This is a genomic window from Limnomicrobium aquaticum, assembly GCF_040545545.1.
In the GTDB taxonomy this organism is placed as follows: Bacteria; Pseudomonadota; Alphaproteobacteria; order Rhizobiales; family Rhizobiaceae; genus Ensifer_A; species Ensifer_A aquaticum.
The window spans coordinates 1,676,747-1,689,997 of the sequence record NZ_JBEPMB010000001.1 but is presented as its reverse complement, the minus strand read 5'-3'; the positions used below and the strand labels follow the sequence as shown (position 1 = coordinate 1,689,997).

Here is a 13,251-nt window from a genome sequence, read left to right as displayed (position 1 = left end):
TAGCGCCGATATCAAGGACCGCGCCGCAGCGCCGCACTTCACTATCGCCTATATAAGGTGACCGCACAGTTTCCGGATGCGGTGGCGCAAGGGAAGCTGCGGCGTCTGAACGCCGCAGCTCTGTAGTCCTCATCCGATATTCTGCATCTGCGCCGCACCGTCATGCAGGAAACACGCCTTGTTGAAGAGACCGAGATCGACAAGGTTCGGCATGCGGATGTCGCTGATATCGGGAAGCGGTTTGCTCGACGGATCGAAGGAGCGGTCGATCTGCGAGATGAAGCCGAGGATGGTCCCACTCTGCTTGGCGAAAACGCCGAGGCTGCCGATTTGCTCGAAAAGAGGCGGCTTGTTTCGCTTCTGGTCGAGAATTTGCAGGTAATCGATCACCGCCACGGTTCCCGCCGGCGCTCCGGAAAGATGCAGGACAACATAGTCGGCGCTGATCTCCTCCGACGTGACGATTTCGACCTGATCGGATAGATCATCCACGCCGTCGCTGCGGGTGCGGAGATGCTCGCGCGCCTCTTTCTCGGTGAACTCCAGCGTGAACAGGACCGCCTTTCGATCAAGGCGCACGGCGTCCAGCAAAAGCTGGAGGCCGAGCGCCGTCTTGCCCTGTCCACGTCGCCCCGCCAAAAGCAGCAGGTCGCCGGGCTCCAGTTGCGAGAGCAACGTCCTGGAAAGCGGCCCGGCCGCCGCATGGGCCGAGAGAAGGCTCCAGCGCGCGAACCCTTCTTCCTGGGCAATCGTATCCAGCGCCTGATGCAGCGGAACGCTGCCTTTCCGGACCATCAGTTTGGCGCGTCGCTTGAGCTGATAAATGGGTGCAGAAAGCTTCATCAAAACCTCCATTGCGAGCCAAAACGCAATCCCTCCTCATGCGATGCCCGAACAGATGGTTCGACGTGTGTCAGTCACCCTGCATGTGCAATGCTTTCCCGAAAGGAGGGAGGGAGGCTTGGGAGGAGCCGGGAACATGGGTAGCCAAAGGCGCGATTCGGTGCAAGGCTATGCACCTGAATACAGGGAGGAGATTCATGCCGACGCTGGTGCAACTGGTTCCCCACGATCCATCTTGGCCGCAAAAATTTCGGGTAGCCGAAGAGCGATTGCGCGGGATTTTGATGGGTCAGGTTCTCACCGTTGATCACATCGGCAGCACTGCCGTCCCCGGCATGTCCGCAAAGCCGCTCATAGACATTGATGTGACATTGACTGATTTCTCAGCGATATCCGGTGCAGGGTTGGCACTGGTCAACGCCGGTTTCGAGGCGCGCGGAAATCGGTACGACGACGACATGTGGGCCTTCCTCTGGAAGTCGAGCTTGCCCGCGCTGCGGGTCTATCTCTGCGCACCTGAGAACCAGACGCATCGGCTGCGTCTCCTCTTTCGCGATTTTCTACGCCAGCATTCTGACACGGCGGCGGAATATACCAGATTGAAGCATCGGTTGGCGCTGGAGTTTCCCTACGACGGCGATCGGTACACGACTGAGAAGAGCGATTTCGTTCGAAGGGTGATAGAAACGGCGATCGCGGGGGATGTTTCGCTGTATCGCAATTGAGATACACATTGCCATTTCAACGGGAGACGGCACGATGACCGCCCACACAAAGATGATCCACGTCCGCGTTGACGACGACCTACGCGAAGAGGTCTCGGCGGTCCTTGAGTCCTTCGGCATGTCGATGTCGGATGCCGCTCGGATTTTTCTGCGTCGCGTAGTGGCGACACAGAGCTTCCCCCTGGAGCTGAAAATTCCAAACGAGGAGACGCGCGCAGCTCTACAAGAAGCGAAGGCTATACGTCTCGCACGGCGGTCAGACATGAAGTCAGGTGCCAAACGCAATTGATGACATTTCACACGAAAAACCTGACGATCTCTCCTTGTAGCGCCACTGACCGCGATGACTTTATCGCGCTCGAACTCGATCCGGATGTCATGTATTTCCTCAACGGCGGTCCCGTCGATCATGAAACGACCGATCCGGATGCGGTAGACTTTCTGATGCCGCGAGGAACGGAGCCCTTTGTATGGACAGCCCGTTTGACGACGAGTGGCGAATTCGTCGGCTGGTTCTGCCTGTCTCCCGGCAATGACGGATCAGCGGAGATCGGCTATCGGCTGAGGAAAATCCAATGGGGGCAGGGCATTGCTTCTGAGGGTGCGTTGGCGCTCCTCGACTGGGGCTTCGCGAGTGCGGGCTATGAAAAGATCGTGGCATGCACGATGGCGATAAACCTCGGTTCTCGCAGGGTCATGGAAAAGCTCGGCATGCGCCATGTTCGAACGGTTGAAGTGACATCCAGTTCTATTCCCGGAGCAGATGAGGGGGAGGTCTGGTACGAGGTCTCGCGAACAGAATGGCGCCGAGCTTTCTCGCTCTCCTGATCCATGCGCAAGACACCCACCCAAAACTTTGTCCTCCCACGCCATCGTCATGTCGCAAACGACATCGCGCGGCCCTTTCTCCTGTGGTCATATCGCGATGCTTGAGGTGCCGGGGGACGGGGAGGTCTTCCGGAGAATTGGGAAGCCGGTGCGGGTTCCGAGCAAGTCCAGCGAAAGTGGAAACCGGTTTCGCGTCCGGACTTGCTCAGAAATATGACCCTATCCCGGCGCTGCCCCCGCAACGGTGGCGGAACTGAAAGACGCGATGGGAGCCACTGGACGATGTGTCCGGGAAGGTGTCGCGTCAGTCCCGGCGAGGGACGGTTCCGGAGCCCGGAAACCAGCCGCAGGCGCATGAACCCGGACTGATCGCGGTGGGCGATCGGGAGGCGGATGCTTGGCGACAGCGTTTTCACGCTGTGTCTGCGCGCGGCAATCGTTTCCTTCCCCAAAGCGTCAAATCTTTGCGATGATAAGGACTGAGACCATGGATACCCGCGCCGACATGCTTTCGCGCCTTCAGGGCCGCCGCCCGGGCTTCACGCTCGACCGCCCCTTCTATCTCGATGCGGATTTCCACAAGCTCGATCTCGAGCATATCTGGTACAAGGACTGGCTCTTCGTCGGTCACGATTGCGAGCTTCAGAAGCCCGGTGACTACATGACCGTCCAGATCGGCGAATACCCGATCGTCATCGTCCGCGCCGATGATGGCCGCATCAACGCGCTGCACAATTCCTGCCGCCATCGCGGTTCGCGCGTCTGCACCGAACATCGCGGCTCCGCCACCAAGCTCGTCTGCCCCTATCACCAGTGGACCTACGATCTCGAAGGCAAGCTGCTTTTCGCCCGCCAGATGGGCGACAATTTCGATGGCGCTGAATTCGGCATGAAGCGCGTCGCCTGCGAGACGGCCGGCGGTTATATCTTCGTCTGTCTCGCTGACCAGCCGATGGATTTCGCCCCCTTCCGCGCCTTCATGGAGCCCTATTTCCTGCCGCATCGCCTGCGCGACGCCAAGGTGGCCTATGAAAGCACCATCATCGAGAAGGGCAACTGGAAGCTCGTCTGGGAAAACAACCGCGAATGCTACCACTGCGCCGGCAACCACCCGGAACTCTGCAAGACCTATCCGGAAGCCCCCTCGGCGACCGGCGTTTCGGGCGCGGATGACGATCCGGAAACGGTTGAACACTGGCAGAAATGCGAGAGCATCGGCCTGCCGAGCCGCTTCGTGATGGACCAGTCTGGCCAGTTCCGCGCCGCCCGCATGCCGCTCTTGCGCGATGCCGTCAGCTACACGATTTCGGGCCGCAAGGCCGTGCAGATGCGGCTTTCCGACAGCGTCAACATGGACCGCATCGGCACGCTGCTGCTCTTCCATTACCCGACGACGTGGAACCACGTCCTCTCCGACCACGCCGTCACCTTCCGCGTGCTGCCGATCAGCGCCACGGAAACGGCGGTGACGACCAAGTGGCTTGTCCACAAGGACGCCGTTGAAGGTATCGATTACCGTCTCGAGGAACTGACCCATGTCTGGACCGAGACCAACGATCAGGACCGCCAGATCGTCGAGGAAAATGCCCGCGGCATCGCGTCGCCCGCCTATCAGCCCGGCCCTTACTCCGAGGTGCATGAGGGCGGCGTCGCCCAGTTCGTCGAATGGTATTCCGATTTCATGGTCGAGCGGCTCACCGGCCGTCCGCGCCTTCGCTCCGTTGCTTGAAGAAGGTCTGCCGCCCATGAACATGCAGCCGCTGATGGGGCAGACGCCCGATGCGCTTCATCTCGATGAGCTGAAGCCCTGGAATTCGGCGCGGCAGATGCTCGTCTGCCTCTCCGTGGCCGATGAAGCGCCGGATGTGAAGACCTTCACCTTCGCGGTCGAAGGCGGCGGCTGGTTCCGCTATGCGCCGGGCCAGTTCATCACGGTGGAACTGCGCGCCAAGGGCGGCGACCTGCATCGCACCTACACGATCTCGTCGACGCCCTCGCGGCCCTACGCGCTGTCGATCACGGTGAAGGCTCAAGCCACCAGCATCGGCACGCGCTGGATGTTCGAGAACATCAAGCCCGGCAGCCGCATGCGCGCCTATGGCCCCTCGGGCCATTTCACACTCACGCGGCCGCTGGCGCAAAAATACCTCTTCGTCTCCGCCGGCTCCGGCGTCACGCCCATGATGTCCATGCTGCGCTGGCTCGTCGATTGCGCGCCGATGACGGATGTCACCTTCCTCAACGCCTCGCGCCGTCCGGATGAGATCATCTTCCGCGCCGAGCTGGAACTGCTCGCCACCCGCATGCCGAACCTAAAACTCGGCTTCATCCCGGAAGCAGCCACCACGGCTTCGCCCTGGGCAGGCCTCACCGGCCGTATCGACCGCACGAAGCTCCAGCTTCTCGCCCCCGATTTCCTCTCCCGCGAAACCTTCTGCTGCGGCCCGGACCCGTTCATGAAAGCCGTCAGCGGTCTTCTGCGCTCGGAAGGCTTCGACATGGGCCACTATCACCAGGAGAGCTTCGGCCTCGCGCCGACGCCAGCTAACGCGCCGATCCAGCCTGCCTCCAAGACCCCTCCCCAACCCTCCCCACAAGGGGGAGGGGGAGTGACCGCCGTGCCTCCATCCGTCTCCCCCCTTGTGGGGGAGATGGCCGGCAGGCCAGAGGGGGTATTCTCTGACGCCCTCACCATCGACTTCCTCTCCACCGGCGAGCACATCGCCTGCGCACCGGGCGACACCGTCCTCAAGGCCGCCCGCGCGGTCCAGGTCCGCATCCCGGCGGCTTGCGAAAGCGGCATGTGCGGCACCTGCAAGGTCAAGAAGCGCTCGGGCGAGGTCGAGATGCACCACAATGGCGGCATCACCACCCGCGAGATCGATGAAGGCTACATTCTCGCCTGCTGCTCACGCCCGCTGAGCGCGCTCGAAATCGAGGCATGACGATCATGGGCGAGGGGACTTCCAGCCAGGAAACGCCGGAAGGTCTCTTCCTCGTTTGGCTGTTTGCTCAGCCGCAAGGCGCTGATATCGCAACCGCAGCACGGCTGGAAATCACGCGCATGGGCCGCATGGAAATTGCAACCGAAACCCGAGCGCGCCTGATCGGGATGCTGATACAGGCGGCAGTCACGCCGCAGTGCGTGAACAGGAAGACAAGGCGCCAGCGGCATTAGGCGCTCTGGCGCTAGCGACGCGCTTCGTCCATCCATTTGACAAATCTCTCCAGCCGAGCGGCAAAATCGTCAGGCGCCGACTGCGGACTGGTCGCGCATGTCAAGAGCATCTCCATGTCTTCGCGGCGTTCGGGATACAGCCGGCCCATTCTGTCAACATGATCTTCAAGGGTCGCAGGCCAGTCGGTTGCATGTTCGGTTCGCAGGATATTCGTTGACCGTATTGCCTTCCGGGAGGCTTCTTTCAGCAAGCGTTGCGTCAGGGCACGCGTTTTGCTGGCTTTGATTTCGGCCAGATACCGGTGCAGAACGGCGCTGTAGTCGCCGTTCACGGCAAGCGCGAGCCTTAGCGAAGGCCGGTATGGTTCAATTTCCGTCGACAGGTCCTCGCCGGCGATGCATCGGCAGTGGTGTTTCAGCCAGTAACTCCACGCCAATGCAGTCTTTTCCGACCTCAGATCCTGCAGCGAGCCGACATCGAAATCCACTTTGGTCAGAAAGGGGTAGGCTGCCTCAAAGCGCGCCTTGCACGTTTCCAGCAAAAAGCTCTCTTCTCTGGAGAGTGGCTGAAACAGGATGAGCGACAAATCGAGATCCGATTTTTCGGGAATCGCGCGTCCTTCCGCTATGCTTCCATAAACGTAAACGCTGTGAACGCGGAGTCCGGGCTCGGACATTAACAGAAAACCTATGTCGCTCAACAGGGGCTGATATTCAGCCTGAAAGGGCTTCTGGCTTGGTGTCGCGATGAGCCCATCGACATGTCTCGACATCGGAAAATGCCTTAAATGAATCGAACGAGAACCTGACGTCTCGCGTTTGGTATATCGGGCTGTTGTAAGGGCGACAGAGGTTTTAGCCCTCGCAACGTTTATGCCGTTTGCCCGTGCAAAGAGTCGAGGAGGAGTGCGCTCACAGCGCCCTCTCCACCAACGCGACCGCCTCTGCCGCCGATTGCGGTGCGAGCTTGAATCCATGACCGGAGCAGGCCGAGAGCAGTGTCGCCCTGCTCCCCGCCGGGCGAATGACGAAATGCTCGTCCTCCGTCACCGTATAGTAGCAGGCTTTGCGCTCCAGGACCGTGTAGCGCTCGAAATCCGTAAATGCGAGGTGACCGGCCTTGATCAGGTTCGCGACCTCGTCCTCGGATGCAATGCGCGGCGCATCCGGATCGCCTGTTCTCGAAAAGCGATGGTCGCCGATCTTCAGCCTTGTGCCGGGGCGCGGCGGCAGGACATATGTGCCCGTTTCCGCATCGAGATCGAGATAGATCGGAGCCCTGGACCAAAGAGCTGCCAGCTCCGGCGGCGGGGCGAGAAAGACGACCGTCTGCCGTGATGGCACCAGTTCGCCTGTCGTGTCGGGCAGGAGGTTGTTCACCCAGGCGCCTGCGGCGATGATGACGTGATCACCCACATGCACCATGCCGCCCGCTCTGACGCGGCCCGTCTCGAACCCGATCTCTTCGACCTTCGTGTGCGGATAGAAACGCACGCCTTGTGCGGCGAGATGAACGACCAGATCGGTGACGATGCGGCTGGGAAACAGCATGCCGGAGCCGGAAAGCTCCACCGCGCGGGTGACGCCGTCCGTCCGGATCAATGGATGTTCGGCGCTGAATTGTGCCGGATCGAGTTCGCGCCAGCCAACACCCATGGCGCCCAGGTCATCGAGTGACGGCCCGATCCAGCCAGTATCCTCGCGCTCGAAGGCGATCATCGGCATCGCCTCCAGATGCCGTGCGCCGATATCGTCAAACAGCTGATCCCAAAGCGCAAAGGCCTGCGGCATCCTCTCTGCATAGGCATGCATGGGGCCATAGGCATGGCGCGTGATGCGGTGTTCGTCAAACGAGCTTGCGACCGGGTTGGGGATCGGTCCCTGATCGAACAGGCTGACGCGATAGCCCTTGCGCACAAGCGTCCAGGCGCTCGCGAGCCCATTGATGCCCCCGCCCACGATCAGGATATGTGCCGTTATCGCCTCAGCCTTTCAGTTTCAGGACAAGAAGGGACGCTTTCCTGGGCTGCGTAAAGATTCGATTCAGCTTTTCCCGGTAAAACTTTGTTAGCAATTCCGTCGTGCCAGCGTTTCCGTTGCGGCAGGCGGCCGAATGTCCTGTTTGTAAAGAGTGACGATGTTCATGCGTTTGCCCGCCGGTCTCCTGTATCTCGGCCTCCTGGCAACCCTTGCCGGCTGCCAGTCGCAATCCACCAGCGATGTGCTGTCGGTGGGCACGTCGTCGGAAAAGACGGGCGCAATCGCCATGCCCTCGGCGAACATCCCTTCTGCCGCCGCGACCAAGACCGCGCGCGCGCCGATCATGCCTCCGGCAGCCGTTCCCGGACAAGGCTCCGCTCCGGCACTCGCCATGGCAACGCCGCCGCAGAGGCCCGTTCCATTTGAAAATGTCCAGCCGCAGCTGATCCCCGCCGTGGCTGAACCCATGGCACGTCCGACGGCCGAGAAGGCCAATTTCGTCATTCCGTCCAGCCCGACCGGGGCGGGGTCGATGCATCCTCGCAGCCGCATGCCGATCTATAGCCAGCGCTTCCGCGATGCCAAGCCGATCAATTTCGGTCGCGCATCCCCCCGGGCCTATGCCGTACATGGCGTCGACGTGTCGCGCTGGCAGGGCAATATCGATTGGGCCAAGCTCCGCACGCAGGGCGCCAACTTCGCCTTCATCAAGGCGACCGATGGCGGCGATCACACCGACCCGATGTTCAAGACCAACTGGAACGGCTCGAAGTCAGCCGGCCTGAAGCGCGGCGCCTATCATTTCTTCTACTGGTGCCGGACTGCCGGCGAGCAGGCCGACTGGTTCATCCGCAATGTGCCGCGCGATCCGGAAGCGTTGCCGCCGGTCATCGATGTCGAATGGAACCATGATTCCGCCTGCCGCCAGAAGCTGAGCCCCAAGCTGGTGCGCGAGAAAATGAAGGTCTTCATGGAAAAGGTCGAGCGGCACTACGGCAAGCGCCCCATCATCTACACGGCACCGGACTTCTATGAGGACAACCTTGAGGGCGCCTTTGCCGAATATCCCTTTTGGCTGCGCGCCGTGGCAGAACACCCGTCCAAGGTCTACCCGAACCGCCGCTGGGTCTTCTGGCAATATTCCGGCTCCGGCCTCTCCCACGGCGTCACCGGCCGCATAGACCTGAACACGTTCTACGGCAGCGCCGAGGATTGGCATCGCTGGGTGGCGTCGAATTGAGGGGCAGGAAACCCGGTGCACGAGTTTCCGTCATGCCGGGCTTGATTTGCTTATCCGGCCAGTCCGTTTGGCGAGATCAGGACTCGCTTGAAGACTCTTCGAGATTGAAGTCACCGTCGAGTTCGAACTGCGGCGGACGTTCGCGTCGATGGCGGATAGCGAAGATCAAGACTTCGCCCGTCACAATCTCGTAATCGACGAGATAAGACCCCATCACGAAGCGCAGGACGCCCGGAACTGGGAGTTCCTCGTTGAATTTTCCCATCTCCGGAAACCCGCTCAGCCCCAGCCTCAACCGCTTGAAATCGTCGAGAAACTGCTGAGCGGCTCTTTGGCTGTTCGATCTGAGATAGGCAGCCTCCCGCTTCACATAGTCCCGTGCTTTGGGGGAGAGTGTGACCTTCAAGCCGCGGCTCCGTTGACGATGGACTCCAACTCATCCAGCACATCGTCAAGGTCATGCCCTTGACCGTTCTCAATATCGAGCCGCGCCTCCGCGATCTCGATGATCTCACGCCCCTCGGCGGCGAGATAGGATTTGAGGGCGCGTACGAACACCCAGCTTCGGCTGCGATTACAGATTTCTGCAATCTGTTCGATCTCGGAGAGTACATCAAGCGGCAGGCGCATGGTGATCGGATTGGAGAGCTCACGTTCTGACATCATTTTCGCCTCTATTTGTAATACAGAGGATAGCCGAAGGGCGGCCTGACGTCAAACTGGGCTGCTTTAGCGGCCGGGTCAGACTACAACGACAGCCTCAATGCTCCCCGTGCCGCAACCGGATCCGCCGCACCGTCCACCAGACGCCCGCCACCGCAATCGGGACGAAGAGCCCCGTTGCGATCACCGGGTCGATGGGCAGGTCCTCATGCGGGATCGCCTTGATGAAATAGCCGAACAGTCCGACGACGTAATAGGAGATGGCCGCAACCGACAAACCTTCGACCGTCTGCTGCAGGCGCAGCTGCATTTCGGCGCGCTTGTTCATGGTGTTCAGCAGGTCCGAATTCTGCCGCTCCAGCTCCACGTCGATCCAGCTTCGGATGAGGCTGGTGGCCCGCGCTAGCTTGCGCGACAGGTTCGCCTGACGTTCCTCCACCGACTGGCAGGTGCGCATGGCGGGCGCAAGCCGCTTTTCGAGGAAGGAACCCAGCGTTTCGAAGCCGGGCACGGAGGTCTCGCCAAGTGCCCGGATGCGCTCCTGCACGATGCCGTAATAGGCGCGGCTCGCTCCGAAGCGATAGAGGCTCACGGCGGCGTTCGCCTCCAGTTCGGCAGCAAGTCGTGTCACTTCCGCCAGCATCCGGTCGGCCTTCGAGCGCGCCTCGGTGCGCATGTCATGCGTCAGCCCCGTCAGCCCGTCCTCGCAACGGCGGATTTCCGGCGACAGCGTCTGCGCCATCGGCAGGCCGAGCATGGCGAGCGTCCGATAGGTCTCGAGATCGAGCACGCGCTGCACAAGCGCGCCCGTGCCCGCCTGCGTCATCCCCTTGTCGATGACGAGGATTTGCGTCAGGCCGTCGCCGTTCTGGCGGAAATCGGTGAAAATCTCGGCCTGTCCGTCCTTGACGATGGAATGGCAGAGGCTCTGCGGCTCGAATTGCGCGATGGCCGCGCGCGCCACCTCGTCATCGGGCCGGATTTCCAGCCGGATACCGGAAATCAGCGAACCGGGGGCGGAAAAGCTGCTTCCGAAGGGATGCACCGGCACATCGCCGCCAAACATTTCCGGCGGCGGTGCATCCCAGAACCAGGTCGAAAATTCCGTATGCCGCTCCCAGCGCAGCGTGCCGGCACCCCAGGATATCGCATGATGCCGCGCCTCGCGCGAGGGTAGCGCCGCCCCCCGCTCGCGACAGATCCCAGCCATGACGGCATGATCCACACCCGATCCGCCATCCGACATGAAAGCAAGCTGCAGGATCACGCGCGGCGACGTCACCAGCGCATAAGGCCGCGAGTGAATTTCCCCCAGCGCGCTCGCCCGCTCCGGCGAAACCGGAAAATTGAATGCCTGCTCGCCCAAATCGTCATCCCCCGAAGGCTTGGGTCTTCAAGTGCGGTTAGTCTTAGAGGGCAAGGGCGAAGGGCGCAACTGCGATGAAGGGTCGCGATGGGCGGAGCGTCGGGGGACAAAAAATAGGAACAAAGTCTGTGCAAGGTGCTGGTCAGGGTTGCTCTGCGCGTTCAGAACAATCATGAGTGAGTCGAATTGAGCATGGGTTATATGAGCAGGCATCGCTTTGAAGTTTTGGACGCCTTGCGCGGCGTTGCATCCGCCTTCGTCCTTTTTTTCCATGTCGAGAGGGATACGCGTTTCGCGACCTATTACTTTCAGAGCGGTTACCTGGCGGTCGACTTCTTTTTCATGCTCAGTGGCTTTGTCATCGCTTGCTCATATGAAGAGAAGCTCCTGGACGGGCTTCCCCTCCGGTCATTCTTCGTGACGCGTGTCATACGCCTGTATCCGCTTGTCTTGGTGGCATCGTGTCTCGGCCTGCTGGCGTGGCATCTGAATGGCAACGTTGAGCCCTACTGGTTTGCGATATTTCTGAGCCAGGTCCTTGTGCTTCCCTTCTGGCCGAGCGCTTTGAGCATCTTCCGTCTGGACGGAGCCGAATGGTCTCTGTTCTTCGAGATGGCGGTCAATCTTGCCTATGCCGCCACGATCCGCTGGCTTTCGGACGGGATCGTTTGGCTTGTTATCGTCGTCTCCGCCATTGCCCTCGTGGCCGCGGCGCGGATTCATTACTCGGTGGAACTGGGTTGGGGGCCGGCCAATTTCTGGTGGGGCGTTCCACGGACAACGTTCAGTTTCTTTGCGGGCGTCATGCTCTGGCGTCTTTGGCAAAGCGAACGTCTCCCCAGGATCGAACGACATTGGACGATCGTCGCGTGCGGGCTGGCGGCAATTTTTCTTGCCGCCGGTTCTCTCGGCATTGTGTTGCGGTGGGCTGGCGATCTGTTCGTCGTGTTTTTCGTGTTTCCGCTCGTGGTCTGGGTTGCCGCCGGCTCGCGCATGGGCGGCCGGTTCGCCGGCCTTGGCACGGCTCTCGGCGCGCTTTCCTATCCGGTTTACATACTCCACGGCCCATTGCGTTCGCTGCTGGCGCCCGTGCTGGGGCCGCCGAGCCAGCAGGGTCTTTGGTCGATCTTGGCGGTTATCGGATTCGTCTGGCTCGCCAGCTACGTGCTGCTGAAATATTACGACGAACCTGTGCGCGCGTTCCTGAAAAAACGGCGAGAGGCCTTCAAGTCACGTTTCGGAACTGCATAAAATAGAGATGGATTGTTTCCAGCGTTTCAAAGAAACATTGAAACGATCTGGAAGGTCCTCCCTCCACAGGAAGAGGAGGGTCTCATGCGAACGCAGCCGTCGCCCGCACATCTCCCACCTTGATCCCGTTCCAGTTCCGCATCTCGCTATTGGCCATCGCCAATAGCCTGCCCTGAACCTCCGGCTCACCCTTGAAGAACCGCGCCAGCGTTGCCGCCACCATGCTCTCGGCGGCGCGTGTGGCGCCGTCGTCGCATTTCATTGCCATGGCGAGGCCCTGTTCGGGAAGGGCGGCAACGAAGACGCCCTCAGCGCCGGTTTTCGCGAAGATGCGGCCCGGCGCTGCCTGCATCAGGGCGGTGCAGGCGCGGTTCGTGCCGGCGACATACCAGGGCTCGGCCATGCAGGCCTGCATCAGGCGCTTCGCCGATTTCGAACGGATCGGCTCAAGCCCGACGCCGGTCGTCATCTTGGCGAAACCATGCGCCAGACCTTTCAGCGGGCTCGCATAGGTCGGGATCGAGCAGCCGTCGACGCCGCAATTGTCGTGGCCGAGGATGGAGCCGGTGAGGCTCTCCATGATGCCGCGGATTTCCGCCTGCAGAGGATGATCGTAGCCGACATAGCCCTTCGTGTCCGTGCCCGTGTGGCAGCAGGCGCAGATGAAGCCGGCATGCTTGCCGGAGCAATTGTTGTAGAGCTGGCCGGGCTTCGGACCATGCGAGGCCTGCTCGATCAGGATCGGCTGCTGGAACGACCAGTGGGCGCCGCATTCCAGCGTATCCTCATCGCGGCCCGCAGCCCTGATCATGGCGCGCGCAAGCACGGCGTGGCCGTCCTCGCCGGAATGCGACGAGCAGGCGAGCGCCAGTTCCTTATTCCCGAAGCCATAGGCCTCCGCCGCTCCGCTTTCCATCAGCGGCAGCGCCTGCATCGCCTTGCAGGACGAGCGCGGAAACACCGGATGTTCGATATCGCCGGCCTCGAAGACGACCTTCCCGTCGCCGTCCACCACCACGACCATGCCGCGATGCCGGCTCTCGACAACGTCGCCGCGCGTGACTTCCACCAGAACCGGATTGGCCATGACCTGCCTCTTGCTCGTGTTTTTCTGCTTTGAACGCTTATGGGAGGAAACGAGGGGGGAAGGCAAGGGGAGGATCGCTACCTCCGGGTA

General features: G+C 61.1%; 15 protein-coding genes and 1 riboswitch. Of the genes, 8 read left to right on the top strand and 7 right to left on the bottom strand.

Translation table 11 applies throughout. From position 1 onward, the window contains the following. Nucleotides 1-129: 129 nt before the first annotated feature. A complete protein-coding gene (locus ABID16_RS08490) occupies nt 130-843 on the bottom strand; it encodes a DNA helicase (protein ID WP_354555851.1) in 714 nt (237 codons plus the stop codon). 197 nt (nt 844-1,040) lie between these two features. On the opposite strand from ABID16_RS08490, the gene ABID16_RS08485 reads away from it, so the two are divergent. From ABID16_RS08485 to ABID16_RS08460, 6 genes are all read left to right on the top strand, one after another. Then, on the top strand, nt 1,041-1,568 hold the full coding sequence (locus ABID16_RS08485) for a GrpB family protein (RefSeq protein WP_354555850.1): 528 nt from the start codon (nt 1,041-1,043) through the stop codon (nt 1,566-1,568). A 34-nt stretch (nt 1,569-1,602) separates the two neighbouring features. After that, a complete protein-coding gene (locus ABID16_RS08480; RefSeq protein WP_354555849.1) occupies nt 1,603-1,857 on the top strand; it encodes a type II toxin-antitoxin system RelB/DinJ family antitoxin in 255 nt (84 codons plus the stop codon). Continuing rightward, nucleotides 1,857-2,396, top strand: coding sequence for a GNAT family N-acetyltransferase (locus ABID16_RS08475; RefSeq protein WP_354555848.1), 540 nt, complete (start codon nt 1,857-1,859; stop codon nt 2,394-2,396). Before ABID16_RS08480 ends, ABID16_RS08475 begins: the two co-directional genes overlap by 1 nt. A gap of 87 nt (nt 2,397-2,483) precedes the next feature. Next, nucleotides 2,484-2,759: riboswitch (cobalamin riboswitch) on the top strand. A gap of 124 nt (nt 2,760-2,883) precedes the next feature. Next, on the top strand, nt 2,884-4,125 hold the full coding sequence (locus ABID16_RS08470; RefSeq protein ID WP_354555847.1) for an aromatic ring-hydroxylating oxygenase subunit alpha: 1,242 nt from the start codon (nt 2,884-2,886) through the stop codon (nt 4,123-4,125). Nucleotides 4,126-4,141: 16 nt separating this feature from the next. Next, nucleotides 4,142-5,341: an FAD-binding oxidoreductase gene (locus ABID16_RS08465; protein ID WP_435532371.1), complete on the top strand. Its 1,200-nt coding sequence runs from the start codon at nt 4,142-4,144 to the stop codon at nt 5,339-5,341. Beyond that, nucleotides 5,338-5,574 (top strand): hypothetical protein, encoded by a 237-nt coding sequence (locus ABID16_RS08460; protein ID WP_354555846.1) that lies wholly within the window; start codon nt 5,338-5,340, stop codon nt 5,572-5,574. Before ABID16_RS08465 ends, ABID16_RS08460 begins: the two co-directional genes overlap by 4 nt. Nucleotides 5,575-5,585: 11 nt before the next feature. Here ABID16_RS08460 and ABID16_RS08455 read toward each other — a convergent pair whose 3' ends face one another. Continuing rightward, nucleotides 5,586-6,347: a nucleotidyltransferase domain-containing protein gene (locus ABID16_RS08455; RefSeq protein WP_354555845.1), complete on the bottom strand. Its 762-nt coding sequence runs from the start codon at nt 6,345-6,347 to the stop codon at nt 5,586-5,588. 139 nt (nt 6,348-6,486) lie between these two features. Further along, nucleotides 6,487-7,533 (bottom strand): NAD(P)/FAD-dependent oxidoreductase, encoded by a 1,047-nt coding sequence (locus ABID16_RS08450; RefSeq protein WP_354555844.1) that lies wholly within the window; start codon nt 7,531-7,533, stop codon nt 6,487-6,489. A gap of 184 nt (nt 7,534-7,717) precedes the next feature. Here ABID16_RS08450 and ABID16_RS08445 point away from each other — a divergent pair, with 184 nt between their 5' ends. Continuing rightward, on the top strand, nt 7,718-8,794 hold the full coding sequence (locus ABID16_RS08445) for a glycoside hydrolase family 25 protein (RefSeq protein ID WP_354555933.1): 1,077 nt from the start codon (nt 7,718-7,720) through the stop codon (nt 8,792-8,794). A 76-nt stretch (nt 8,795-8,870) separates the two neighbouring features. Here ABID16_RS08445 and ABID16_RS08440 read toward each other — a convergent pair whose 3' ends face one another. The 3 genes from ABID16_RS08440 to ABID16_RS08430 form a co-directional block, all read right to left on the bottom strand. Beyond that, nucleotides 8,871-9,200: a type II toxin-antitoxin system RelE/ParE family toxin gene (locus ABID16_RS08440; protein ID WP_354555843.1), complete on the bottom strand. Its 330-nt coding sequence runs from the start codon at nt 9,198-9,200 to the stop codon at nt 8,871-8,873. After that, a complete protein-coding gene (locus ABID16_RS08435) occupies nt 9,197-9,457 on the bottom strand; it encodes a CopG family ribbon-helix-helix protein (RefSeq protein WP_354555932.1) in 261 nt (86 codons plus the stop codon). The genes ABID16_RS08440 and ABID16_RS08435 overlap by 4 nt, the downstream gene beginning before the upstream one ends. Before the next feature lie 97 nt (nt 9,458-9,554). Further along, nucleotides 9,555-10,823, bottom strand: a complete 1,269-nt coding sequence (locus tag ABID16_RS08430) for a DUF3422 family protein (RefSeq protein ID WP_354555842.1) — start codon at nt 10,821-10,823, stop codon at nt 9,555-9,557. 192 nt (nt 10,824-11,015) lie between these two features. Here ABID16_RS08430 and ABID16_RS08425 point away from each other — a divergent pair, with 192 nt between their 5' ends. Beyond that, nucleotides 11,016-12,074 (top strand): acyltransferase family protein, encoded by a 1,059-nt coding sequence (locus ABID16_RS08425; RefSeq protein WP_354555841.1) that lies wholly within the window; start codon nt 11,016-11,018, stop codon nt 12,072-12,074. An 82-nt stretch (nt 12,075-12,156) separates the two neighbouring features. On the opposite strand, the gene ABID16_RS08420 is transcribed toward ABID16_RS08425, so the two are convergent. Continuing rightward, on the bottom strand, nt 12,157-13,161 hold the full coding sequence (locus tag ABID16_RS08420) for an asparaginase (protein WP_354555840.1): 1,005 nt from the start codon (nt 13,159-13,161) through the stop codon (nt 12,157-12,159). Between the last annotated feature and the right edge of the window lie 90 nt (nt 13,162-13,251).